The sequence below is a fragment of the Sulfurospirillum sp. hDNRA2 genome (assembly GCF_024206095.2).
Lineage (GTDB): Bacteria > Campylobacterota > Campylobacteria > Campylobacterales > Sulfurospirillaceae > Sulfurospirillum.
The window spans coordinates 353488-377971 of sequence record NZ_CP159800.1 but is presented as its reverse complement, the minus strand read 5'-3'; the positions used below and the strand labels follow the sequence as shown (position 1 = coordinate 377971).

Below are 24484 nucleotides of genomic sequence, written 5' to 3'. Positions count from 1 at the left end.
TCAAGGGGTTAGCGTTTTGCTTGAGAAAGTTCCACGTATTTTTGCCACTGTTCGGGCGTTAAAATGGCTTGAAACGCTTTGTACGCGTCGATTTTAATGTCAATGGCTTCGCGTTTGATCACGGCAATTTGGTCTAAGTAGGCTTTTACGTCCTCTTTGGATTTGCCTTGGCGTAGGAGTTTTTGCACGTGTTTCTCAAGCCCGAACGCTTCGTTCGTTTTAGCTTGGTAATTGACATGCATCAACGGTTGAACCTCTTCCATAATACGCACCATCTGTTCGCTACTGACCTCTATTTGACCGCTTTTGATCATTTGCCCCGGCATCGTTAAAACTATTAAATCGTTAATAATGAGGTTGTCGTTTTTCTCTTGTGCGTTAAGTCCGACCCATAAAAAAAGGATCGCTAAGAGATATTTTTTCATTCGATCTCCTAAAATTTGTAGTTAAACCCGACATAATACGCCGCTTCAGGCAACAATCCCAAATATTCGGGCGTCTCTTTTTGGAAGATATTGTCGATGCCCGCAAAGAGGTCGGTATGGTAAAAAACCTCTTTGGCGATCACCTTAACATTGGTCACGCTAAAACCGCCCACCTGTTCATCGTCCGTTCCTCTTTGCTCGCCGACGTATTTGGTCGTGGTGCGAAATTCAAGGTTTTTGATCGGCTTGTAACTCAACGAAATGCTAGCGATTCTCTCGGGCACGTCGGAGAGTTTTGTAGCGTCGGTTTTGTTTTTTGCGTCTTGATAGGTGTAACCCAGTTGCATCCACACCGTCTCACTCAGTCCCACGTCAAACGTCGTCTCAACGCCTTTGATTTCGCTATCGCTGATGTTTTCGAAGGTGTTGTAATTGGTGTAAGAGACCTGAGAGATGCGATCGTCAATCTTCGTATCAAATGCCGCCACATCCAAGATCCAACCCTCGCCGTGTGCCACAAAGCCGACTTCCGTCGTATCGCTCGTTTCCGATTTGAGATCGTACGTGCTTGTTTTTCCCACACTCGTGTCAATCACGGTTGCGCCTAACATCTTTTTACCGTTGGGATTGGTCTGATCGACGTAAAGTTCTCGATCATCGGGGCTTCGAAAGCCTTGCGCGTAACTGGCTCTAAGTTTCACGTTCTCCAAAAGATCGTAGGTTGCTCCGATGCTAAGCGAAGTCTCCTCTTCGTCGGTGGAGGTACTATCGTAACGCACGCCGTAAACTACATGTAACTTTTCAAACGGCGTCGTCTCATGCTGAATAAAAGCGCCCGTATAGGTGCGATCGTCCACGTCGTAGGCAGTTGACGTGACGTTATGGATGCGATGCTCCGCCCCCGTAACAATGCGGTTTTGCTCATTGATCGTCCATGTGAGTTGCGCATCGTTGGTGAGATACTCCAACGTGGAGATATTTAAACTCGAAAGCGACGCTTCCAGCGAGCTGTATCCTAGCTCACTCCACAACGGCGTATAGACTTTTCGATCTTTTTCGTACTTCGAGTAGGCAAGATTGTACGTTACATGTAAAGAGTCGCTTGGCGCATAATCAAATCCCGTCGCAAGATTAAAACGCTGATTGTCGTCGTATTGATGGGCAGGAATGTACTTTGCCATGATGGTGTTGCTACCGTTTTTATAATGGGTCGCGTAAGTGTCGCTGACGTAAAGCCCATCTTTTTGCTCATCGAGAAAACTTCCTTCCACATATGCGGTAAAAAAGTCGCTGAATGCATACGCTAAAGAGGCTCCGACGTTTTTCGTTTCCAAATTGTCGGTGTAGTCGTTGCTGATGCCATAGCTATCTTTGAGCGCACTTCGCAGTTTGCCAAAAGAGCTCGTAGAAGCACCGCTCAATGCCGAGGGCGATTTTTCGGTACTGCTTTGCATCACTTTCACATCGGTCGTTTTCGATTTTGTATACGCGTCGCGGTTAAGATAGTTGGCGTACAGGCTGTAGGAGAGTTTTTCCTCTTTGCCTGAAACAAACAGATCGGCACCCGCTTTATCGCTGCCGCCGACCATTGAGATATTACCGCTTACTGTTTCCGTGGAGGGTTTTTTCGTGATGATGTTAATGACACCGCCCATCGCGTCACTTCCGTAAAGCAAAGCGGAGCTTCCTTTGAGAATTTCGATGCGCTCGATCATCCCTGAAGCAATGCGTTCCAACTCATAAGTCTTGGAAAATTCGCCATTCACCCGTTTGCCGTCAATTAATAAAAGCGTGTCGGAGTGTCCCATACCGCGAATACTGATCGTCTTACCCGAAGGTGCGACGTAAAGCCATGGTGCGGCGTTTAAAACCTCGGAGAGATTGCTCGCCCCTGAATTTTCGATGGTTTCAGACGTAATAACCTCGACATGCGTGGTCTGATCTTCCACGCTCTTTTCACTTTTCGTTCCAACGGTCACGATCTCATCGAGAAGTTGTATCTCGTTCGCATAGAGGCATGAGCTTGCAACAAAGCTCGATAAAAGGCATAAACGTCTCTTCATCTTACAACTCCTTTGTGTTGACATGTAACGTTATAAAAGCACTACTTCAAGATCGAACGGCTTGGAATGCTCAGTGCATGACCGTCCCCGCCGTCGAAAATAACCGTGTACTCCCCTTGCGGTTTTTGAAAGCTCGCTTCACTGTTTTGATCAAACTTACGCTCCAAAATGACTTTTCCGTCTTGCACTACTTTAAGCGCAATGCCCGTAGCACTCGATCCATCGCTGTAACCCGCTTCGCAACCGATCGTTCCGTCGGCATTTTCCATACAATTCATCAATGCCGTATGCGCAAACGAAGTAGCCGTTAAGCCCACTAAAATCGCACTCGCGATCACTCTTTTTTTCATGGTAAGAACTCCTTGTTTTTTCGTTTTTGACGTTTTTTTCCAAGATAAAGCATCCACCCCGTAACGACGAAAAGTACCGTACTTAAAGAGGCGATAAACACGCCGATACGACCGAACACACCGAAAAATGCTCCGCTGTGCACGGAAGACATACTTTTCATCCACTTTGCCTCTATCGGCAAATCGTCGTATGCTTGCGTCGAAACGATGCGCATTCGTTGCGTATCGATGAGAAGCGTATTGAAAGCGTCGGGATGCCGTGCTTCTTCGTTTACATAGCGTATCACCGCATTTTTACCCGCTAAAGTAAGCATCACATCCGCACTTTTAAACGAAGGAACCTGCGTGCAAAATAGTTGCCATGCGTCGTCCAAACGATTGACATGTAAAGGCTCGGCAATTTTTTTCGTATCGCCGTTTGGCGGCTTGGTGCCTCCGCGTTTCATCGGAGCTTCCGTACCGCTGAGCGTATGCAATGCTTGCGCATACCACCCGTACGACCAATAAAGTCCGCTAAGGCATATCAAAAGATACCACGGGACGATCCACATTCCCAAAGCGCAATGAAGCCGGTAGATAAAAGCTCTCCCTTTCTTCGTAAAATCGATTTTCAAAGCGGCAAAAAAATGCCGTTTTAGACTCCCCCAATAAAGATAAATGCCCGAGACGACCAAAAGCAAAAACGCGATCGTCGTGAGTGCAACGACGTTTTTACCGAGCTGATCAAGCATCAAACTGCGATGCAAACGGTTCATAGCGGCAAAAAAACGCATCCCTTTCATCAACGTGACGTCGCCTTTTAGAGGATCGATCGCGTAGTACATTCCTTCATGCCCTTTTTGACCGGGCTGAATGATCCACACCCAAGGCAAAGTGCGTGCTTCGTCATAGCGAATATGAGAGATTTTCGCTTTAGGATACGCCGCTTGAGCAACTTCTAAAATCTGACTCGGCAGATAGTTTTTTACACGCGCATCGTTTACATGTAAGCTTTGTGGGTTTAGCCACGAAAGAATCTCCTCTTGAAAGGACAAAACGGCACCGCTGAGCGCCGTAATGCTTAAAAACAGGAAGAGAAATATCCCTAAAAACCAGTGAATCCAAAACCAAAATTTTCGCATAACTGCTTATTTAACGCTAAAGTGCAAGGTCATAACGTAGTTGGTCTGCTCGTACGTTTTTCCGTTGACTTCACCTTTGGTTTTGTCGGTGTAATCAAGTTGCGCTACATAATCTCCAAGCCAAGGAGTCTGCAACGTCACTTTTCCCGCTTCATCGCTCATAAAGTTTTTGCTCCATGTATTGGGTGCGGTTAGAACGACTTTTGTTTTAGGAAGCGGTTTGTTGTTGAGCATTAGGGTAAAGGTATTGCTATGAGAAGCTTCGGGCACCATATCGAGTTCTAAAAGCGTTTTGCTCTCGCTTCGACCTTCACGGGCTAAAAAGATCGTGCGCACCGTAAAATCAACCATTTTACCCTTGCGCGGTTCCATCGCTTCGGTAAGACCGATGTCGCCTATTGTATTCACGAAAACGGCAACGCCGTCTTCTCCTCTGAGCGTTTTAAGATATGCCTCTTTCGGGCTAATTTCGATACCTTTGATCGCTTTGAGACGCTCGCCGCTCTCTTTTTCTTTAAAATTCGGCCAATGCCCGAAGTACGCGTTAATCACGCTTCCTTCACGTTCAAGCCAAAGCTGATGTGCCGCCAAGGGAGCGGATAGTCCGACGATTGTCATGAGTGCCAATAAACTTTTTTTCATGTTTTCTCCTTAAGATGTTTAAAAGACGTATTTAAAGGAAGCGCGAAATTCGCGACCGATCTCTTCGACCAAGGTATCGCCGTTTTCAAGCGACGTTTGGGCATAGTACTCTTTATCGAAGATATTATTAACCGCAAAATGGAGCGTTAGGTTTTTAAGCGATGCGGGTTTATACTGCACCGATAGATCGTGTACCGCATAACCCGGACGTACGATTTCATCGTCAAGTCCTCCGACTGCGTTTAGGGTATAACCCAACTCTATTTGCGGATTTAATACCCATGTAGTGTTCCATATCAACGTGTCGCCAACAGAACCGGCAACTCGTCTGCTTAAAATAGCAACTCCGTTTTCGTTTTCGACATCGGCATGAATAAAGCCAAGCGATGTTCTGTACGGATTTAAGTCGTACGTCGTTTTCAATTCATAACCTTTCGAAATAACATCCACGTCGTCGTTATAAATATCATTGACCGTACCGCCGCCGGCAGGACTTTTAGAGATTAAGTTTGAAATAGTGGTTTTAAAGATGCTGATTCCGGCACTAGCACGATCGTTATCGGCAAAAAGTCCGCTTTTCTTATAACGAAGTCCGCCTTCTATTTGTCTCGAAGTTTCGGGTTCCAAATCACCGTTTAAACTGCCGTTAAATGTCGTTGTCGTTTTGGTATTCGAGAGCCATTGAACGGGAATAATACTGCCGATTTTGATCGATTCGCTGTAGTTGGTAAACGCACTCAAACCCTCAAACACTTCAATATCTAAACCTACATTAGGAGAAAATTCACTCCCCGTAACTTCATGTCTAGGGCCATACTCGATCGAGTAGTCGTCGAAACGCACGCCGTATTTCAGTGTCGCGATCTTATAGTTTGAACTGCCTTGTGCAAAAGCTCCCAACGTTTTTGAAGTATTGGTAATATCGCCTGAAGAGGTTTTCGTAATGCCGTCTTCGATGTCATAATCCATACCGACCGAAAAGAGGTGATTCAAGTTTCCCGTTTGAAAACTGAAGTCGTTTTTGATTTTTCCTCCGTAGTTTTGACTCGTAACATCCGTTGCGTTGCTTTTGTTTTTATAATTACGGTCGTTATAATAAACATTGGTTTTTACATCGATCCAATCACTTTGCGGATCGTAACGATGATCCAACGTATAGGTATCGCGCGTCGTTACGATACGGCTGGTTGCGGCATTGGGGTTGGGCACGCCCATATCGCTACCGGCACCCGTTGCGATATAATATCCCTCATTGGTCGTATGAGTCACTCCGATTTTTAAACTTTGATCGTAATAATCTAACAAACTATATTTGATAAAATAGTTTCGATCTTTAACGGCCGTGTTGTCCGCATCGTCGCCTCCGCCGGTGCGATAATCTTCTTGATGCACGCCTGAAATATCGACCAATAAACCGCTGTTGGCGTTCATACGACCGTACACCGATGCTCCGCCGCTGTAACCCTCAGATGCACCGTAATACCCGCCGCGAATCGCCGCACCCAAATCTTGATCTTTACGAAGCAAATCTTGCGCATCCACCGTTTCAAACGCAAGACTTCCGCCTAAAGCTCCGTTGCCTTTATCGGCTCCCGCAATGGTTGAAACTTCCACGCTTTTGAGAAGTGTTGGATCAATGCTTCCGACGTCGCCCATATGCTGAAACAAGCTACCGCCTTGCTTTGCTCCGTCAATCGTGATATTGAGGTTCGTCCCTTCAATACCGCGAAGGTAAACGCGTTGAGCGTTTCTAGCTCCACCGCCGACGCTGATGGAAGGTTCATCTTTGAAAACCTCTTTCATCTCTTTGGCTTGGTTTTTTTCCAAGCTCTCTTGGGAGATGATCTTCGCTTCGCCGATACCGCTTTGCGCTTCTTCCATCAAGGTAACGCTTTCTAGCGTCACGAACGCATCCGCTAAAAGAATTTGAGGCGTGACGTACAATGCCGTCGCCAAACTCATCTTTAAAACATCGTTTTTACGCATACAAGCTCCTTCGTCTTCGTAACTTAAGTGTGTTCACGTTGTATTTTTCATGAAGTAAACTAAAGGTGGTAACGTATCGTTATCAAGAGTGTGGCTGGCTGAGTAAAAACGTGGCTGGCTCTGTCTTAAACCGTTGCCGCATTATAAAGAGTCGAAACTTAATATCCTATAAGTTTGATAATCTTTATCATTAAATGGAGTATTTTGCGTGTCGTTCCTGCCTAAATTAGGGCATTTAAACGAAACCTATTAAAGGAGTCGTCAAAAGATTTTTTAGTAAAAATTATCTCAAAAATAGATGAAAATTATTAAAAAGAGTGTATTAAAAGGCAAACATCGTTTGGGAGAGAATGACGATGCCCACCATCAATGCAAACATCATATGATGGTAAACCGTCTTGATTTGACGCTTTTTGTCACCCGTAAAACGGTGCATAATGAGGGGAGCACCGAAAAACATCGTGATAACACTCAATCCAAACGCCATCTTGACATGTAAGAGTGCATTCGTCGGCTCATAATACGTGTAAGCCAAGAAAAGTCCGCTCAAAAGTAAAATCGTATTGTTGATTTTGCCCATCATCCGCGTACGCGGAGACATAGCACTTTCCATCGCCTCAAATTGCATACTATCGAGTGCCAAACGCGCACGCGGTAAGATAAAGTTTCGGAAATAAATGCATCCGATAAATAAGATTGCCGAAGCGATATGAAAGAGTTTTGCCGTAATGAGAAAATTCATCATAGATCTCCTGAGAAAATTAGAATAAAGTATAACCCTTTTTTTCGGCAATGTCGGTTAGTTTCATGTCTATTTTTTCGTCATGCATCAAAAGGCGACACCGGTATGACACATGACGCTTCGGTGCGATACGCTTTTTATTTGAGTTTAAACGCGATCGGTAAAATAACCGTACTCAAACGTTGCGGCTTAGGGAGTAAGTCACTTTTAAGCTTAAACGCCGCTTCCAATGCCGCGTCGTCTAATACGGATTTACCGGAGCTTTGATGAATCGTCGCACCGACGAGCTTACCGTCCGTATCGATCACGAGTGCCACGTGAACGACGCCCGTCCAGCTCATACGGCGCGCGATGGAAGGATAAACCAAGCGTGAGAGGACTTTATCGCGAATGATTTCAAAATCGGTTTTAAGGTAAGGCTCGCTTTGCGTGCTAGCAGGAATCGGTGATAGAGAAGGCGTCGCGACGCTTTGCGTTTCGGGTACGGGTGCACTTTGAGATATTTCATGCACGGGCTCTACCATCGGGGTTGGTGCGACTTCTTGTCGGACGATTGGTTTAGGTTTTAAAATTGTTTTAGGTTTCAGCGTTTCTATCGGCTTGATCGGCTCTTCTTTTTTGATTTCACGTACAGGCTCTGGAGGTGTCGAGACTATCGGTTTAGGAACGCTTCGCTCAATGCTGGAAATTTCTAAAACGACGGTTTGAGAAGGTATTATATCCAACTGTTTTGGGTGAAAGGAAAAAAAATAAAAGCCGATGACACTTACATGTAAGAACATGGAAAGCCCCAAAGCCCTTCCTTCATAGTTTGCCGGCGTGATGCTATATGTTGGATGCGACATGAACTCTCCTTTTACAAGTTATTTCGTTAAAATTAATTTGTTGTCTTTTGTAATCCGCAAAGTATACACCGATCCGTTATGTACGATTTGGACGGTATTGCCCTCTTTAAAGAGCTCTTTAGAATCGATTTTTAGCGCGTCGTCATTCATTTTTGTTGACCACCATACCGATTTTGTCGATCGCTTTAGCTTTTAAAAGATCGATCACGTAAATGAAATCTTCGTAAGAGGACATCTTATCGGCACTGATGGCAACGGAGTCTTCTTTGCTTAACGTCTCAAATTTTAAAGAGAGTTCACCGCGCGGCGTCAATTCGTTATTCACGAAAAATTGATGATCCGCGGTAATGGCGATTTCATAAAACTTAGGTTCAACTTTACTAAAATGACTCGCTTGAGGAAGAGCGATCTCGATTTTTCCCAAAGCAATGAAGGACGAAACGGTCATAACGATCGTCAACAGAACCAGCATAATATCGATTAACGGGACGACGTTAATTCCCTCAACACGCTTGAGCGATTTCATCTTCCCACTCACTAAGGGCAATATCCACTTTACGTAAAAACGCACCGTAAATCATGGTTGAAGGAATTGCTACGATGAGTCCTGCCGCCGTTACTTTCAGTGCCAACGCCAGTCCTACGATGACTTTGGAGGTATCTAACGCTCCACCGCTCATACCGATCTCATAAAAGACTACCATAATACCGCCGACCGTTCCTAAAAGTCCCACATAAGGAGCGTTCGAGCCGATCAAAGAGATGATCGTTAAGTTCTTTGAAACATCGCGTTCAAGCCTATTTTTACTCTCATAACTCTTTACATGTAACGCTCTAAAAAATAAAAGACGTTCAATCGCATACCCTAAAACCAAAATGCTCATCAAAAGCAAAATCCCAAGCGCACCGTAATCCACGGCTAATTTAATGTTTTCCATTGTGCCTCATATGTTGTAATAACCATTATCATAATGATAGGCTTTTAGAACTTAATTCTCTATGAAATCAATAACATTTATCATTTATTCTAAAAGAAACCGGTGTTTCGACCTCAAGCTGAATCGTACTATGTGCTATTTCAAAGCTTTTTACCAAAAAGAGATTGATCGTGTGAATCATGTCGTTGGAAGAGGCTTTCGTCCACGATTTAATACGAATATGCGCGGTAAAACAATAATACCGATGGCTAATTTCCCAACAGTGTATATCTTCGATACCCGCAATAAACGTAAAATGTTCCAAAAGCGCTTTTTCAATTAACGCCGTATCCAAAGGCGAACCCTCTAAAAGCGTATGAGAAGCATCTTTAATTAAACTCCATGCCCATCGCACGATGGCAAGGCTGACTAAAAGGGCGATCAAGGCATCTAAACTATACCATTGCGTATAATAAATGACGATTGCCCCGAGGATAATCGCTACCGAAGAGAGTGCATCGGTTAACATATGTAAAAAAGCCGATTTGATATTAAGATTGTCATGATCGGCTTTGTATAAAATCCAACCGGTTACGATATTAACCAAAAGTCCTAAAACCGCAACGCCTAAAGTCACTTCACTGAGGATACGTTGAGGAGTTGCCAAACGTTCAATCGCTTCATAGACGATCCAAACAACGGAAAAAGCGATGCTAAGCCCATTAATCAATGCCGCTAAAATCTCGGCTCTAAAATAACCGAACGACTTCTCTTTCGTCGCTTTTTTCGTCGCAATAATCATCGCAAACAACGATAAAGCCAAAGCAAACGCGTGCGTGAACATGTGAATACCGTCCGATACGAGTGCCAAAGAATTAGCATAAAGTCCGCATGCAATTTCCGCTATCATCACGCTAAAGGTGATACCCAAAGAGAGTTTCAAGGCTTTTTGATCGGTCTTCGCATCGTGAGTATGATGGTGAGCATGTCCATGCAAAGATACGTGTTGCCTCACAAGAGGCATATGATGATGTTCCAAGCGAGCTACCATAAAAAATCCTTTTAAAAAGTGTCTTGAACAATGCGAAGTTGACTAAAATCTCTTAAACATGCGATGTTCTGAACGCAAAGACAACCAAAAGCGCAAACGCGACTGCGGCAAATACGAACGGAACGATCGGATCGATCTTATACAAAAGCGTGCTAGCCATAGGTCCTACGATCATGCCCATGCCTTGTGCCGAAGAGACGGTTCCCGCCGCGGCACCTTGTTCTAATTCGCTTACGTTATTGGCGGCTAACGCCTGAAATGCTGGAAAAATAAAGCCCATACCGAACGTTGCGACGCAAAATCCGATGCCAAGAGGTATCAGCGTATGCGTCACGGAAATAATGCCGTACCCCAGTGCCGCGATGCTTCCGCCCATACGCAACCACATGTAAGGCGTAACGCGCGTTTGCTTGGAGACAAAAATTTGAGCGACGATAAAGCAGATACCGACTAACGATAAGATAATGCCCGTCACTTTTGCCGTTTCGCTCGCATCTAACGCCAAGGTATCCAGCACGAAAAAGCCTAAGCAAACCTGTGAGGTCACCACGCTGTACATCGTCAAAAATGCCGCAATCATCGCTAAACGTAACCGTGCGTCGCTCCATCTGGGGTGCGGTATTTCTTCGACGTGATGTTTAGGCGTTTTAGGAATCGTTTTGTAGACCAAAACTGCGGCGATCATCGGTAAAATCGCAAACGTGTAGAGCGGAACCTGCAAGCCGTAAACGGCTAAAAATCCCCCAAGAGCCGGTCCTAAAATCATACCGATACCGTTGGATGCTCCCAGTTTCGCCATATAACCCGTTCGATTTTGCGGGTCGATCTTATCGGCGATCAGTGCACTAGAGACGGCGGGAATCGCCGCATAAAAAACGCCGATCGATCCTCTAACCAAAACGATCGTACTCAATGAAATTGCCAATGCGGGCACGTTAAAGAGGGCATAATCGACAAATACCGCCAAGAACAGGTACGAAATCCCAACCCCTAAAACGCCGATCAGTAAAATCGGTTTTCGACCGATACGATCGCTTTTCTTCCCCCAGTAGCGCGCCATCACGACCCATAAAATCCCCGCTAACGCCACACTGAGTCCCGCATGCCACTCTTGCATACGAAGCGCACGAATCAAAGGCCCTACGACGGCTAAAAACGCCATCATCGCGGCAACGCACAATATATTTACGACCATTAAAGTCTTCATCTCTTTCATACCCTACTCCGTCAAAATGCCGTAGCCTGCAAGCGGTTTCAACGCTTTAGCATACGTGTGATCAAAAAAAATACCCTCATGAGAAGAACTCAGTACGACGTCGTATGCACCGATTGCGACGCGAAATCGATCGTTTTCGTACGATAACGTCTTGTCTGCGATCAGCGTCATCTCTTTGATATGCGGTTTTTCCCAGCGGTAACACACTTTTTGAATCGAATTAATGCCGTTTGGATGCTCGCAAAAAAGCGGATGCGGTACGACGTGAGGGGTATAATCGGAGATCAAGAACGGAAGCTCAAAGCACTTGGGCGCAAACAATTCCCACGAAACGAGATCGTTTTCGCAATTGACCTTAGACATGGCTATGAGCCGACTAAAATCACCTTTTGAAGCAAGTTTCGCACGATAGGCTCGTGCGTCTCCCACGCCGATCGCCCAGTCCAAGATGCACTTTTTGGCACCGATAAAATGTGCCACGCGCGCACCGAAATAGCCCAAAATAAAGCTCAAATGCGTTACATGTAAGAAAGATAAAAACCACGGAAACGTTGAAGGCGCCAAAAGCTCAAGATACGGCCCTTCTTTAAAATAAATCAATGCGTTGTACTGCTTTTTTCCCGCCCTGCCGGGGCATACCCGAAATCCCGCTTTTTCAAAATCGTTAATCGCTTCATCCAACGAATCGACCCGAATTAAAATATGATCCAAATGCATTTTTTATCCTATCACTTCGACACGTGCTTCATGTTCGCCTTTCACGACCACCTCACCGCTCAGATACCATGCAAAAAGGCTCGTTAACACCGCTATTAACGAAAGGGCGATAATGACATTGACATACCCAAAAGTGCCTGCCAAACTCATCGTAATGCCTGCTGAGACAATACCGGCAAAACTAAAAACACAGTGTTGCATCGCATATTCCAGTGCGGGTGAGTGTTCCACATGATCCATCATCAGCGTCGAAAGCACCGTAGCTGAGGGGCTGTAAAGAAACATCACGGAGCCAATCGCCAGCATACTAAAGCCAAAATGCGCATGTCCCAAAGCGGGCAATAACAAAAACAAAATACCGATACTTTGTGCAAAAGGCGTCCAAATTAAGATGCGCCTTCGCCCAAACCGCTCGATCAGCCACCCAGCCCCAAACGCTCCGATGATGCCCAACAGTGAGCCGAAGATGCTGATATTCAGCCCAATATGATCCAACCGCCACCCTGCATCGACTAAAATAGGCGTCATTAGCCCATACGCACCGCTGATGCACACGGGATACGCCAACAACAGCAGAAACCAGCGACGTTTTGATTTACTGCTCCAAAAACGGTAAAAATCCCTCCACGAAGGCTCATGCGCTTTGATGGTGTGAATGTCATTGGGTTCTTTAAAAAAGAGCAGTTGTAGAAGCGATGTGGCAGTGCCTGCGCATAAAATCAACATGGCGTAAAACCATCCAAAATGCTCATACACGATCAACACCAATCCACCGCCGATAAACATACCGATTAACCCACCGCCGATTTTAAGGGCATTGACCATGCCACGCTCTTTGGCTGAGACGATTTTATACGCCAGTGCATCCACTGCAATGTCTTGCGACGCCGCAAAAAAGGCAAAAAATGCGCACCCAATCAACAAAGGCTGAAGCTCGGTTATCACATCAAAACGGCTTACATGTAAAAGGCTAAGCACCATCAAACTCTGCCAAATAAAGAGCCATGTGCGGTAATGTCCCCATCGTCTAAAACAGACTTTATCGATCAAAGGCGCCCACAAAAAGCGAAACATCATAAAAAGTCCCAATGAGTAAATCAGCCCCAGCTGCTCTAAAGGAACCCCATTTTTACGTAAAATGGCAACCAACGACTCCATAAAAAAGCCCAGCCCTAGATACTGAGAGACGTAAAGATTCAGCAACAGGGCTTTGTGTTGTACGGAGGTTTTAGCAGACATGGGTGCTAAGATTCCACGCTTTGATACGTTGTTGGGCACGCCACATTGCATGGTATTTACCCTCTTTAGCGACCAAGCTTTCATGCGTTCCCTCTTCGACCAAGCGTCCCTCGTGAAAGACACAAATGGTATCCGCACCGCTGATGGTTGAGAGGCGATGAGCGATGACGATGATCGTTTTATCGCGCACCAGCGCATCAATCGCTTTTTGTACCGCCACTTCACTCTCGGTATCAAGTGCGGCGGTCGGCTCATCCAAAATGACAATCGGCGCATTTTTCAAAATCGCCCGTGCGATGCTGATGCGTTGTCGCTCGCCACCGCTCAGACTTCCGCCGATGTCGCCGATACGCGTTTGATAACCCTGCGGTAAACGAGCGATAAACTCATGGCAAAACGCCGATTTGGCAGCCTCTTCCACCTCTTCATCGCTTGCGTCGGCTCTTCCCATACGAATGTTATTCAAAATCGTGTCATCAAACAGATACACGTCTTGAAAAACAACGGAAAAGTGCCTCATCAATATTTCGTTATCCATTGCACGCACATCCGCCCCACCGATGCGAATCGTCCCTTTTTGCGGATCGGCGTAACGCATGAGAAGCTTCGTTAGCGTCGTTTTGCCTGAGCCTGAAGTGCCCACAATAGCATTCAGCGTGCGCTCTTTAAAGCTTAAACTCACGTTATCAAGGGCTTTATCACGCTCACCACGGTAGCTAAAATCAACATTTTCAACGTCTACATCAAATGTTTTAGGCACTTCATATGGCGTTTGACGTTCTAAAGGTTTGGTATTTAAAATGGATTTGATGTGCAAAAACGCGCTATCCATCAAGTCAAACATCGGAATGACACCTAAAAAAAGCGACAACGGTTCACTCAAACGTGACACGATGACCAGCATCGCGGCTAAGGTCGGAAGGGCTAAAAGCGTCTCATCGACCAAGTAACTCCCGACACCCAAAAGCACCAACAACGTCACCTCGATCAAAACCCCCATAATCAACAACGGCAGGGTTGAAGCATCGATGCCTTGGGCTTGAACACGCTTTACATGTAAGATCTCTTCGTTAAGATTTTGGGCATTTTTGCCTGTTTGATTAAGCGCACGAAGCACAGGAAGTCCTTGAACATACTCGACAAATCCCGCTTCTAGTCTTGCATTAGCTTCGTTAAACTCGCTTTTTTCCACAATACCTGCACGACGTTTCCACAGGTAAAGCGGTATCACCATCGGTATAAAACAGAGCATTACCAGAGCAAGCCGCCATTCAATGAAAAAACTCACCACCAACACCACCAGTGGCACAACGGTAATTTGCAAAAATAAAGAGGCGACCACGCCCATATGAATGACCGACTCATCGACGTTACTCGAAAAAATAGCATTGAGTTCGCCCGTTTTATAGCGACTCAGCTCTTCTTGGGGCATTTGGCGAAGCGCACTTCCTAGCTTCGTACGCAAATCGTGCGTCACTTCTGCAATGTACCCTGAATAATCAAAATCATGCCCCATCCATTTCAACACGCAAAAAAGCAAGCTAAAAAAAGTCATCCAACCAAACCAAAAAAGCACATCGCCAAGCACAAATGTCGGCGCAAACACCGCTTTTAACAGAGGATAAAAGAGGCAAAAAGCGATACCTTGTGCGATAAACGCCAACGTAAAAAGCCCTAAACTACGCTTGTAACCGCCGGCATAACTCCCTGCTAGCTCCACGGAGAGTGCAAACACCTTTCGAAGCGGTGCATAATGATGATGCTTAGAACTCATGCGATCTCCTTTGCGGTGCGTAAATCCCAGTGTTGCGCTTTTTCGTAATTCGCCCAAAGCGAGGCGTAAAGTCCCTTTTGGGCTAAGAGCACTTCGTGTTTCCCGCACTCTTTAATGCACCCCTCATCAAACACGATAATCTGATCGACGTCTTTAATCGTACTGAGACGATGTGCAATGATAATCACCGTCTTATCCTTGGTCAGATTGGCAAGCGCTTTGACGATCTCCTCTTCGTTTTCAGGATCGGCAAAAGCGGTGGCTTCATCTAAAATAACGATGGGTGCGTTACGTAAAATGGCACGTGCGATGGTCAGGCGTTGTTTTTGCCCGCCTGAAAGTCTCGTTCCTCTATCGCCTGCTAAAGTGTCATACCCTTGCGGTAAACTCATAATAAAATCGTGAATCTGCGCCGCACGTGCCGCTTCGATGATGGCATCGTCACTGGCTTGGGGATTTGCCATTTTGATGTTGGCTTTGAGCGTGTCGTAAAATAAAAAGGTATCTTGAAAGACAAATGAAACATGCTCCATTAATACTTCCGCATCAATATCTCGAACGTCTACTCCGCCGATAAAAATGCGCCCCTCATTGACATCCCAAAAACGCGGAATCAGCTTTGCCACCGTACTTTTCCCAGCACCCGAGGGTCCAATGAGCGCAGTCACACTGCCTGCGGAGGCTTCAAAACTGACATTGTGTAAAACGTATTCATGCCCCTCATAACCGAAACTGACATTGTCAAAGACAACACTTGCATCCTTGGGGATAAGCGTTTGCGCAGGATAAGACAGAGGCGTAATCGCCATAATCTCTTGAATGCGGTTGGCGGAGGCTTGCGATTTCTTGATGAAATTACTCATCCACATCAGCGGCATCATCGCATCCGCCATCCCTGTACTGATGAGGAGTGCTGCAATAAAGGGGGCAAAAGAGAGCGATTCATGGGCAATAAAATAGCTTCCCACGCCACCCACCACAAGCAGGGTCGGCATCGGGCTTAAGATCATCATACCGATTTTTGCGCTCACCGCCGTCTCATTGATCCACGCTTTAAGGCACTCTTTGTAACTCAAAAGCGCATCGGCGTAACGTTTAAACGAACTGCTTCCATCATCAAACGTCCGTACCACGCCCATGGCTTGGACAAACTCGATGACGGCACGATTGATCTGCTCTTGCGAGGCATCATACTGCTTGCGATGCTCCACCGAGTCTTGCATCACAACGCTCATAATCACGCCGCCTAAGGCTAAAACGGCGATGCTTGCCAACGCCAAACGCCAGTCAATCCACACAAGCGCGATCAAAGAAGCTATCGGCGTGGCGATACTTTTGCCGATCATCGGCGTGCTATCCGCCACAAACGCATGCAGGTTTTTCACATCATCCAAAAGCACCTTTTTCAGCGCACCCGAACCTGTAGTGATGATATGCCCCAGAGGAATTTGTGCCAAATGCTCGATGAGCCTTTTGCGCAAAATCTCTTCGAGCTTAAACGCTCCGTGATGCGAAACCAAAAAGGCATATTTGGAGAGCACAAATGCGCCCACAGCGATTATGCCTAAAACGCTAAACGCACCCCAGAAGTTTACATGTAAACCTAAAAACAGTACACTTTCATGAAAGGGTATGTTCATCACATACGCTAAAAGTGCCATATCCGCAACCAACAACGCCCCTCCTAAAACCGAGAGTAGGATTGCTATGCGTATTTCTCGTTGAACAGGAGCCATGATCGCCCATAGCCCCTTTTTTGGTTCTTGCATTCATCTATCCTTTAAAAGGTGTATTTAAACCCAACACCCACGCGTCTGCCCTCACCAAACATCACGAGCGTGTCGTAGCTTGGTTGAATTGTTTGGGCTAATGCGTTGATAATGTAATCCTCGTCGGTGATGTTTTGAACGTACGCGTAAACATCCAGACCCGATTTCATGCGGTACCCCGCTTTCACATCACCCACCACATATGCATCCGCTTTAATCGTGTTTTCAGGGTCGTAATAAGTTTTGCCCTGCGCTCTAACATCCACTCTGCCGTAAAAACCACTTGGATCGGTGTACCCAATGCCAACTTTCGCCGTGTAAGCAGGTGTTCGCTCAATCGTGCTTCCTTCGGCTTGAATCAAATGACCTGAAGCGTTATAGATTTTATAGCTATCGTATTCGGTTTGAATGAAACCTACTGCACCGTTCATTTCAATGCTTGGAATCGGCTTATACAGTGCTTCAAACTCAATGCCTTGCGAATGCGCTTTGTCCGCATTGGTCGCTGTCATCACATAATTGGAGTAGGAATAAACATGAATGTCTTTAATGTCCATATAAAAGACATTAGCCCCTAAGAAGAGTTTCCCATCCAGCGTATCGCCTTTAATACCTATCTCATAGTTGGTCGATTTTTGAGGTTCAAACTTATTGGTCTCTTTGCCGCCGCTAAACGCATAATTGTTAAAACCGCCTGGTAAATAACCCGTTGAAACGGACGTGTAGACAGAGAGATCGTCATTGATTTTGTACAACAACGCTGTTTTGGGTAAAAATGCTGTCCAAGAAGATGTGGCATCGTAATGGTGTGAATCAACAACAACCCCTGGCATTAAATCGATCGATGTGCTCGTATAATCCGAATCAATCTTTTTTTCAATGCGTTGAACACGTCCGCCCAACGTCCATTCAAAATGGCTCGCAAAGGGAACAATGATCTGTCCAAATGCCGCATACGTGTCTGCTTCTTGCTTTGAAGCATCGTTGTTGCTCAAATAGCCCATGCCGTAACCTGAGTAGTCGTATTGACCGCCGTATTTGGGATAGTCAACATCTTCATGCTCATAATAGACGCCACCTACCCATCGAAAGCCTTCCGTATTGGCACTGGAGAGTTTAAATTCTTGCGTAGACGTCTTGTGTGTCGTTTCTGAAAAAGAAGAAAGTCCGTTATACGCCGTATTTAAGTCAAAAATTCCGTTTGCTTCCACCTTTTTATGCGTTGTCGTTGAGGTAAAATCCATCGTATCAAGTGCATATTTTAAGTTTAACGCTTGTGAATTGGACTTGGTCGTGATCTTATTGTGAACATCCCAATCTTGGAACTTCGTATCGCTACGGCTGTAAGAATTGATATTTGCCCCTGCTGGAACACCAACAATATCCATCGCACCCGCACGGTTGTAGTAGTCCGATAAACTTAATTGTACACTCAAACGTTCAGTCGGTTTCCATGTCATATTCACGCCGATGTTGTGATTGCTTGTCTCATCAATCCCTTTTTCACCGTCGTACAGATTGGTGATGTACCCATCATCGCTCGCGTAATCGCCGTTAACGTTGATAAAGAAAACGTCATCGACCACAGCTCCGCCCACGCTCATTGTCGTGTAGGTGTAATGATCTGTGCCGTACTCCGCTCCGATCGTACCGCCCCACTCGTTTTGAGGCGATTTGGTGATAATATTGATAATACCGCCGATAGAATCTTTGCCGTATAAACTTCCCTGCGGACCGCGTAACACCTCGACATGATCCACGTTGGCTAATGAAGCCTGATACGCATAGGAGTTACTTTGGGGAACACCGTTGATGTAGATTGTGACAGGGTTGTTGGAGGTAAACATCGATTGATTGATACCCCTAAAATTGACACTTTGAAAATAAAGCGGTGAAAAAGACATGTTGGGGATCTCTTGAATGATCCCCTCAACAGTTTTAATCTCCCTCTCTTGCAACGTGTTTTCACTCAAAACCGAAACGCTTTGCGGAACGTCTTGAATTTTTTCTTCGATTTTATTGGCACTCACGGTCACCTCATCCAGTTGGTAATCACTCTGTGCGCCGTAAAGCAAACTTGCAACTGCCAGCGAAACCATTGTAAACACACCTTTTTTTTGTCTCATCCCTCTCTCCTTCAAACTTTTAAGGCAAAATGGTACTCTTTATTAAGAACCATTATCAATAATTTTTTAACGCTAGAGGGATTTTTTTGCGCCCGAAACGGATTATTGATCATTTCTTAGAACCGATAGGCAAAGGCTACGCCAAAACTACGAGGCTCGCCCGCTCTTGCGTACCAATTGGAATTGACCACAAACGCACGGGTGATGTATCCTTCATCGAAAAGATTTTTCGCGTAGAGATACACATCAAATTTCTCGTGCTCATAGCCGATTTTAACATTGGTAACTCCATAGCTTTGAGAGTGGGTATTGTCATTGTCGTAATAGACTTTGCCAAAGTAAGCGTAGTTTCCACCCACATAATAGCCTCCTTCAAAACGATAATTTGCTCCCACATTGAAGGTGTACCGTGGAGAGTTAATGACATAATGACCGCTGTAGTCGCTAGATCCTTTCGTATACTCCTCATAGGTTGCTTTGGTGTATCCTAGACCGCTAAAGAGATTCAAACCGTCCATCGGATTCATGTGAAGCTCTATCTCAGCCCCTTTACTTTTTGCACTAGAAGCGTTGTCGATGTACGCCACACCGTTGCTTTGCGCTAACTCCACTTGCATATCTTTCCAGTCAATGTAGAAAAGTGCCGTACTGAAAGAGAGCGTGTCGCTGAGCTTGGACTTAACCCCAAGTTCGTAATTCCATGTCAATTCAGGCTCGTAGCTTTTGCCTACGGTATCGGTTGTATTAAAGCCTCCGCTTCGAAATCCTTTCGAAATCGTTACATACGGACTAAAGGCTTCGTACTGTTTATAGGCTAAAGAGAATTTGGGAAGCCACGCATCAAATGTCTCACTCGAAGAGCCGCTTTTATCTTCATAGCCTAACATTGAAAGCACGGTTCCACCCGTTTGTTCATAGTCATCGTCTTTTTTTTCTCTGTCGTAGCGAAGCCCCATCGTGGCTTGTACCTTGTTTTCAAAACTGTAAGTCGCTTCACTAAACAGAGCTGTGCCCAGTGTGTCGATCTCACTTTTTTGCACTAGCGTCTCGGTGGGCATACCCATGCCCATATTCATAAAGTTCATCGGCATGCGGTAGTCATGCTTTTCTTCTTCTTTAAGAAGAAAAACACCGTTGATCCATTGTAAGCGCTCACTAGGTTTGGCGATAAATCGAAGTTCTTCGGAAAGTGATTTCACTTCTTTATCGGTGTAGAGTCTCGTCAAATCGTATGATGTAAAGTCTATATCATTGTTTGCGACGTAATGCTCTTTTTTGGCTGAAGTGATAGAGACGATTTTCAGTGCGTCGCTGTAAGTGTAATCTGTTTTTACATGTAAATCATGAATCTCTTTAGAGGCATCGCCTAAATAATCCACATCAACGTTTTTGCGTATCGTCTCACCTGACCAAGAAGCATACTGCGCATACGAAGGCGAATCGCTTTTTTGGTAGTTGTACCCGATGCTCACACTAAGATCATCGTTCACTTTGGTGTAAAGTTTCAAGCGCGCATCGATGTTTTTTTCCTCCCCAACATTATCCCCTTTGAGGGTGTCTTCAAAATAGCCGTCACTGTGTTCATAACGAAGTGCCGCGCGAAGGGTTGTCGTATCGCTGAGCGGTTGATTGATGATCGTGTGGGAGCTGATGGTATTGAAACTGCCGTACTCCATCCCCACTTCGGCACTGGGCACAAACGAAGGCGCTTTGGTCACAACATTGACGATGCCCGCTTCGGAATTGCGCCCGTAAAGTGTGCCTTGAGGCCCTTTAAGTACTTCGATGTGGTCGATGTCTAAAAAGTTCATATCCAAAGCACTGTAATAGACATCATCCACGTAAAATCCCACGGCAGGCGTGCCGATCATCCCAGCCGTAATCCCACGCATCGAAGCAAAGGTTGTTGCCGTAGCAGGACCTGTCTCCACGATCAAAAAATTGGAAGTCATGCTTTGCAAACCAATCGAATCCGTAATCAAAAAATCATTGACCTGATCGGAGCTCACCACGCTCACACTGGAGGGCAATTCCAAAAGTGTGCTTGAACCCATTTTGTCGGCACTTAAAACAATTTCATCCAACTTCGTCTCCTCTGCCCATGCCCCGACGTTTATCAGTGCGATAACCGCCAGACTCAACACTCTTTTTCTACGCATCTTCTCTCCTAAGCTTTCCTAAATAAAGTTTGCGTTATTCTATTTTTATTTGATAGCAAATATCAATATGTTATTTATGCTCAAACAACGCTTATTTATGAGGAAGCCATTATGTGCAACGCTTTGGACTTACAATCGTTTCATCTGTTCAATCCAACATCGCCTCACGATTCGTCCGCATTGTTAGAGCCTTATGCTAAAGGCTCGATTCGCCCCATCGTCCTAGAAGAGGGACTGATGCTCTGCCATTTTGATCTTCAACCTAAAGAGAGACTCTGCTTTTGCAATGAATTTGAACAACCGCTGTTAATGTTTGCGACCTTTTCTCAAGGCGGCATCGCATACGAACACCGCGATTTTCACCTCAATCACACCTTTCACACGCACCAACTCTATTCGGTTTTGCTCAACCGCGAAAATGGACGAAGTTACTACGAGAAAGAGCGTATGTGCCGTTCATTCAACCTGATTCTCTCACCTTCGTTTTTGCGTCAAACGGTGGAAGATGAGACGCATCCTTTATCTCGTTTGCTCGAAAAATTGGAACACAAACCGCTCTTTGAGATTTTAAGCGAAATGCCTCTTGGTCAAAAATCCCTGATGCGCATTGAAGCGCTAAGTCCTCTTGATCCGCACGATCCTTTGAGCCTTTTTCGACTTAAATCCAACGTGTACGAACTGCTTTACGAATGGCTTAGTCCACTGTGTAAAAGTACCGATACGCCACAAACGCTTCCCGAAATCGAGCGCTTTTACACACGCAAGGTTGCCGAGTATATTCACGAACACCTGCTAGAACCCTTGAGTCTTGAAGGGTTGTGCCGTATCGCTAAAACCAACGCGACCAAGCTCCAACGCAATTTCAAATCCCTCTTTCATCAAAGCCTTTTTAACTACATCTGCGCTCATCGCCTAGCGCATGCTAGAGACTTACTTGAACAAGGTGAAATGAGCATCAACGAAGTTGCCAAAGCTGTTGGATACGCACACCAAAGCAACTTCTCAACCGCATTTACCAAACATTTTGGCTACCCACCCAAAAGCGTTTTGAAACACAAAACGTTTTACATGTAAAGGATTTTCGATGGCAATTACTCTCTCATGCGATGATTTTTTTGAAGCAATGCCAGAGCTTTTTAGTATGAAAAGTCCTCGGGCATACGGCAAAACATCCCTTTTGCATAACTACGGAACCGTTAGTTTGACCCACTTTAACACTGGAAATGGCATAGCATATGGAGCATTTGAAGGCGTTTTTCACGAAGAGATGCACCTGCAATCCAAGGAGATGAAAGAGCAGTCTTTTCTCTATTTTAACCTTGGCGATGACTTATGTTTTCAATCGATCAATGACAAAAAAACATTTTCGATGCGCAACAGCAGCATGATTCAAGGCACCATCCACGAAGGCTTACACTCGTTGGGGATTTACGAAAAAGAGCGACGCTATTCATGCCATACACTCATTGTCGATAAAGCACTTTTGGATTCTTTGCATGCGTATGAAATATCACTCCTGCAAGGTTACTTTCAAATAGACGCATACCGAGACATGGAACATCCACAGCGAAGTCTGCTTGAACATATCCGCCATCAAAAGGTGCTTCAAGGTCCTTTACAAGAGCTCTATTTAGAATCCAAGTTACTCGAACTTGTCTACCAAACGTTTCACAACCCTACGCTTCATGTCTGCACCAAACTCTGCGAAGATGACTGCAAAGCGCTCAACAAAGCCAAACAAATTTTGCTAAACGACCTTGCCAATCCACCCTCACTCAAAATCTTAGCCAGACAATGCGCACTCAACGATTTTAAGCTCAAACAAGGGTTTAAAAAGCTTTTTGGAACCACCGTTTACGGTTTTGTGCACGCTAAGCGACTCGAAAAAGCCAAAGAGCTTTTAGAAAAACAGGAGATTTCGGTACAAGAAGCGGCTTTACATGTAGGCTATCAAAGTCTTAGCCATTTTAGTAAAGCGTTTAAAGAGCGTTACGGAAAATTCCCATTGGAGCTCAAAAAAGAGCGCAAATACTACCTTTTCCCATCACCGTGCATGGATCGAGGCGAATGAAGATTGAGGTGTTTAAAAATGTAGCCTTGTACGAAATCGATGCCTAAAGAACGTGCCAAAGCAAAGTCTTCTTCGCTTTCGACGCCTTCTAAAATCGTGCGTTTATGTTGCGCTTTCGCAAAGCTCAAAAAGCCTTTTAAAATCTCTTTATAATCCTCGCACAATCGCATTTTCAAAAGCCACGTACGATCGAATTTCAAAAAATGTGCCCGATGCGTTAGGTCGAAACAAAAAGGTTTTTTATCGTTACCGATGTCGTCTTGAGCGATCACGATGCCGCTTTTTTGAAGTTCATCCAAGCAATGTGAAAGCAGTGCCGTTTGCATGTCGTCGGTATTTTCGGTGACTTCGACGCAGATATTTTCGATCTCTTCAAACAGATCGCGCCAATAGTTTATCTTCTCCGTGTCGCTAAAATTGTGCGGATCGATGTTCACAAATAAAATACCCTCGTTCGGGCGATGTTGCAATTGCGTCTCTTTTAATTCGCGTTCCAAACGAAAAAAAAGCTCTTTTGCGTGGTGAGCGACTTCCAAAACCGGCGAAGGCGGAACGCACACGCCGTTGAGACTAAAACGAGCCAATGCTTCGTAACCGAAAATTCCGCCCTCTTTCATATCGATAATGGGTTCGTATTCCGCCCAAAAACTTTTTTGATCCAACATCATGCGAACGTCGTAGTAGTTCAATGCATGCTCTTGTCTTAGGTGTGAAGAAGACATAGGAGTCCTCCCTTTTTTAGTCTATTTTTCGAGGATACAACCGCCCGGATTGTACTTTTTACACAACTCGCAAAAAACGGAACTCTCGCTTCGCTTCGCACAGATAAATTCAATCGCTTTGCGTTTGGCTTCGTTTTTGAACTTATTCATCGCGTTGTGGTTCAAAAAGTTGGTTAGCATAATGACCAACGTCACGTCTTGAGGAATCTCTTTTTTGACGACCGAAGGATTTCGCGCATCCCAATGCGTAATTTTTTGAAAAGAGAAATCTTGCAACACGGACGTAATCGAATCTATTTTATCTCCGCCGATGACCAATACTGCTGACATTGTTTCTCCTTTTTGATAATTGTTATTGAAATAATACGAAATCTTGACTTAAAGTTTTATAACTTTGAGAACTGTTATCATATTATTTGCGCTATACTTTTCACTACGGAATCGTCCCCGACATGTACGATCTTTTGGGCGGTATGATCGCGCTTGTAGGCGTCGGGATTATGATGTACGCACCGCGTTAAAGAGCGCAACTCAGTCGCTCTAAATCTT

General features: G+C 45.1%; 24 protein-coding genes. 3 read left to right on the top strand and 21 right to left on the bottom strand.

What is annotated here, in order from left to right:
- Positions 1-8: 8 nt before the first annotated feature.
- The 19 genes from NL930_RS01995 to NL930_RS01905 all read right to left on the bottom strand — a co-directional run bounded on the left by NL930_RS01995 (position 9) and on the right by NL930_RS01905 (position 21142).
- Entirely contained in the window at positions 9-425 is a 417-nt protein-coding gene (locus NL930_RS01995) for a hypothetical protein (RefSeq protein ID WP_254377101.1), read from the bottom strand.
- An 8-nt stretch (positions 426-433) separates the two neighbouring features.
- Positions 434-2488, bottom strand: a complete 2055-nt coding sequence (locus NL930_RS01990) for a TonB-dependent siderophore receptor (RefSeq protein WP_254377102.1) — start codon at positions 2486-2488, stop codon at positions 434-436.
- Between the two features lie 41 nt (positions 2489-2529).
- Positions 2530-2838 carry a hypothetical protein gene (locus tag NL930_RS01985; protein ID WP_039673603.1) on the bottom strand — a complete coding sequence of 103 codons (309 nt, stop codon included), beginning with the start codon at positions 2836-2838 and terminating at the stop codon, positions 2530-2532.
- Positions 2835-3959 carry a PepSY domain-containing protein gene (locus NL930_RS01980; protein ID WP_254377103.1) on the bottom strand — a complete coding sequence of 375 codons (1125 nt, stop codon included), beginning with the start codon at positions 3957-3959 and terminating at the stop codon, positions 2835-2837. Before NL930_RS01980 ends, NL930_RS01985 begins: the two co-directional genes overlap by 4 nt.
- A 6-nt stretch (positions 3960-3965) precedes the next feature.
- Positions 3966-4601 (bottom strand): DUF4198 domain-containing protein, encoded by a 636-nt coding sequence (locus NL930_RS01975; protein ID WP_254377104.1) that lies wholly within the window; start codon positions 4599-4601, stop codon positions 3966-3968.
- 18 nt (positions 4602-4619) lie between these two features.
- A complete protein-coding gene (locus NL930_RS01970; RefSeq protein WP_254377105.1) occupies positions 4620-6587 on the bottom strand; it encodes a TonB-dependent receptor domain-containing protein in 1968 nt (655 codons plus the stop codon).
- A gap of 322 nt (positions 6588-6909) precedes the next feature.
- Positions 6910-7332 carry a hypothetical protein gene (locus NL930_RS01965; protein ID WP_254377106.1) on the bottom strand — a complete coding sequence of 141 codons (423 nt, stop codon included), beginning with the start codon at positions 7330-7332 and terminating at the stop codon, positions 6910-6912.
- A gap of 134 nt (positions 7333-7466) precedes the next feature.
- Positions 7467-8174, bottom strand: a complete 708-nt coding sequence (locus tag NL930_RS01960; protein ID WP_254377107.1) for an energy transducer TonB — start codon at positions 8172-8174, stop codon at positions 7467-7469.
- Positions 8175-8192: 18 nt separating this feature from the next.
- Positions 8193-8324, bottom strand: a complete 132-nt coding sequence (hemP, locus tag NL930_RS01955; RefSeq protein ID WP_354672760.1) for a hemin uptake protein HemP — start codon at positions 8322-8324, stop codon at positions 8193-8195.
- Positions 8317-8700 (bottom strand): biopolymer transporter ExbD, encoded by a 384-nt coding sequence (locus NL930_RS01950; RefSeq protein WP_254377108.1) that lies wholly within the window; start codon positions 8698-8700, stop codon positions 8317-8319. Before NL930_RS01950 ends, hemP begins: the two co-directional genes overlap by 8 nt.
- Positions 8678-9112, bottom strand: coding sequence for a TonB-system energizer ExbB (gene exbB / locus NL930_RS01945; RefSeq protein ID WP_254377109.1), 435 nt, complete (start codon positions 9110-9112; stop codon positions 8678-8680). Before exbB ends, NL930_RS01950 begins: the two co-directional genes overlap by 23 nt.
- 67 nt (positions 9113-9179) lie before the next feature.
- Positions 9180-10142 (bottom strand): cation diffusion facilitator family transporter, encoded by a 963-nt coding sequence (locus NL930_RS01940; protein WP_254377110.1) that lies wholly within the window; start codon positions 10140-10142, stop codon positions 9180-9182.
- Positions 10143-10194: 52 nt separating this feature from the next.
- Positions 10195-11358: an MFS transporter gene (locus NL930_RS01935; protein ID WP_254377111.1), complete on the bottom strand. Its 1164-nt coding sequence runs from the start codon at positions 11356-11358 to the stop codon at positions 10195-10197.
- A 3-nt stretch (positions 11359-11361) separates the two neighbouring features.
- Complete coding sequence (locus NL930_RS01930) at positions 11362-12075, bottom strand: VOC family protein (protein WP_254377112.1); 714 nt, start codon at positions 12073-12075, stop codon at positions 11362-11364.
- A 3-nt stretch (positions 12076-12078) separates the two neighbouring features.
- A complete protein-coding gene (locus NL930_RS01925) occupies positions 12079-13314 on the bottom strand; it encodes an MFS transporter (RefSeq protein WP_254377113.1) in 1236 nt (411 codons plus the stop codon).
- Entirely contained in the window at positions 13304-15088 is a 1785-nt protein-coding gene (locus NL930_RS01920; RefSeq protein ID WP_254377114.1) for an ABC transporter ATP-binding protein, read from the bottom strand. Before NL930_RS01920 ends, NL930_RS01925 begins: the two co-directional genes overlap by 11 nt.
- Positions 15085-16857: an ABC transporter ATP-binding protein gene (locus tag NL930_RS01915; protein WP_254377115.1), complete on the bottom strand. Its 1773-nt coding sequence runs from the start codon at positions 16855-16857 to the stop codon at positions 15085-15087. The genes NL930_RS01920 and NL930_RS01915 overlap by 4 nt, the downstream gene beginning before the upstream one ends.
- 11 nt (positions 16858-16868) lie before the next feature.
- Positions 16869-18983 (bottom strand): TonB-dependent receptor, encoded by a 2115-nt coding sequence (locus NL930_RS01910; protein WP_254377116.1) that lies wholly within the window; start codon positions 18981-18983, stop codon positions 16869-16871.
- Positions 18984-19099: 116 nt separating this feature from the next.
- A complete protein-coding gene (locus tag NL930_RS01905; RefSeq protein WP_254377117.1) occupies positions 19100-21142 on the bottom strand; it encodes a TonB-dependent receptor in 2043 nt (680 codons plus the stop codon).
- Positions 21143-21253: 111 nt separating this feature from the next.
- Between NL930_RS01905 and NL930_RS01900 the strand changes: the two genes are divergently transcribed.
- Together NL930_RS01900 and NL930_RS01895 are read left to right on the top strand one after the other, a co-directional pair.
- The gene (locus NL930_RS01900; RefSeq protein ID WP_254377118.1) at positions 21254-22216 is read left to right on the top strand and encodes an AraC family transcriptional regulator; all 963 of its coding nucleotides are present in this window, start codon (positions 21254-21256) and stop codon (positions 22214-22216) included.
- Between the two features lie 10 nt (positions 22217-22226).
- Positions 22227-23213, top strand: coding sequence for an AraC family transcriptional regulator (locus NL930_RS01895; RefSeq protein WP_254377119.1), 987 nt, complete (start codon positions 22227-22229; stop codon positions 23211-23213).
- Here the strand turns inward: NL930_RS01895 and NL930_RS01890 are convergent.
- A complete protein-coding gene (locus NL930_RS01890; protein WP_254377120.1) occupies positions 23174-23935 on the bottom strand; it encodes an EAL domain-containing protein in 762 nt (253 codons plus the stop codon). The genes NL930_RS01895 and NL930_RS01890 overlap by 40 nt on opposite strands.
- A gap of 21 nt (positions 23936-23956) precedes the next feature.
- Positions 23957-24265 carry a DUF2325 domain-containing protein gene (locus tag NL930_RS01885; RefSeq protein WP_039673655.1) on the bottom strand — a complete coding sequence of 103 codons (309 nt, stop codon included), beginning with the start codon at positions 24263-24265 and terminating at the stop codon, positions 23957-23959.
- A gap of 86 nt (positions 24266-24351) precedes the next feature.
- On the opposite strand from NL930_RS01885, the gene NL930_RS01880 reads away from it, so the two are divergent.
- Positions 24352-24456, top strand: a complete 105-nt coding sequence (locus NL930_RS01880; protein ID WP_254377121.1) for a hypothetical protein — start codon at positions 24352-24354, stop codon at positions 24454-24456.
- Positions 24457-24484 lie beyond the last annotated feature (28 nt).

Coding starts and splice junctions, on each gene's coding strand:
- NL930_RS01890 (WP_254377120.1), bottom strand. CDS start 23,935: ATGTCTTCTTCACACCTAAGACAAGAGCATGCATTGAACTACTACGAC.
- NL930_RS01910 (WP_254377116.1), bottom strand. CDS start 18,983: ATGAGACAAAAAAAAGGTGTGTTTACAATGGTTTCGCTGGCAGTTGCA.
- NL930_RS01905 (WP_254377117.1), bottom strand. CDS start 21,142: ATGCGTAGAAAAAGAGTGTTGAGTCTGGCGGTTATCGCACTGATAAAC.
- NL930_RS01995 (WP_254377101.1), bottom strand. CDS start 425: ATGAAAAAATATCTCTTAGCGATCCTTTTTTTATGGGTCGGACTTAAC.
- NL930_RS01960 (WP_254377107.1), bottom strand. CDS start 8,174: ATGTCGCATCCAACATATAGCATCACGCCGGCAAACTATGAAGGAAGG.
- NL930_RS01900 (WP_254377118.1), top strand. CDS start 21,254: ATGTGCAACGCTTTGGACTTACAATCGTTTCATCTGTTCAATCCAACA.
- NL930_RS01925 (WP_254377113.1), bottom strand. CDS start 13,314: ATGTCTGCTAAAACCTCCGTACAACACAAAGCCCTGTTGCTGAATCTT.
- NL930_RS01975 (WP_254377104.1), bottom strand. CDS start 4,601: ATGAAAAAAAGTTTATTGGCACTCATGACAATCGTCGGACTATCCGCT.
- hemP (WP_354672760.1), bottom strand. CDS start 8,324: ATGAATGACGACGCGCTAAAAATCGATTCTAAAGAGCTCTTTAAAGAG.
- NL930_RS01915 (WP_254377115.1), bottom strand. CDS start 16,857: ATGCAAGAACCAAAAAAGGGGCTATGGGCGATCATGGCTCCTGTTCAA.
- NL930_RS01965 (WP_254377106.1), bottom strand. CDS start 7,332: ATGATGAATTTTCTCATTACGGCAAAACTCTTTCATATCGCTTCGGCA.
- NL930_RS01930 (WP_254377112.1), bottom strand. CDS start 12,075: ATGCATTTGGATCATATTTTAATTCGGGTCGATTCGTTGGATGAAGCG.
- exbB (WP_254377109.1), bottom strand. CDS start 9,112: ATGGAAAACATTAAATTAGCCGTGGATTACGGTGCGCTTGGGATTTTG.
- NL930_RS01935 (WP_254377111.1), bottom strand. CDS start 11,358: ATGAAAGAGATGAAGACTTTAATGGTCGTAAATATATTGTGCGTTGCC.
- NL930_RS01885 (WP_039673655.1), bottom strand. CDS start 24,265: ATGTCAGCAGTATTGGTCATCGGCGGAGATAAAATAGATTCGATTACG.
- NL930_RS01985 (WP_039673603.1), bottom strand. CDS start 2,838: ATGAAAAAAAGAGTGATCGCGAGTGCGATTTTAGTGGGCTTAACGGCT.
- NL930_RS01895 (WP_254377119.1), top strand. CDS start 22,227: ATGGCAATTACTCTCTCATGCGATGATTTTTTTGAAGCAATGCCAGAG.
- NL930_RS01950 (WP_254377108.1), bottom strand. CDS start 8,700: ATGAAATCGCTCAAGCGTGTTGAGGGAATTAACGTCGTCCCGTTAATC.
- NL930_RS01980 (WP_254377103.1), bottom strand. CDS start 3,959: ATGCGAAAATTTTGGTTTTGGATTCACTGGTTTTTAGGGATATTTCTC.
- NL930_RS01970 (WP_254377105.1), bottom strand. CDS start 6,587: ATGCGTAAAAACGATGTTTTAAAGATGAGTTTGGCGACGGCATTGTAC.
- NL930_RS01990 (WP_254377102.1), bottom strand. CDS start 2,488: ATGAAGAGACGTTTATGCCTTTTATCGAGCTTTGTTGCAAGCTCATGC.
- NL930_RS01920 (WP_254377114.1), bottom strand. CDS start 15,088: ATGAGTTCTAAGCATCATCATTATGCACCGCTTCGAAAGGTGTTTGCA.
- NL930_RS01940 (WP_254377110.1), bottom strand. CDS start 10,142: ATGGTAGCTCGCTTGGAACATCATCATATGCCTCTTGTGAGGCAACAC.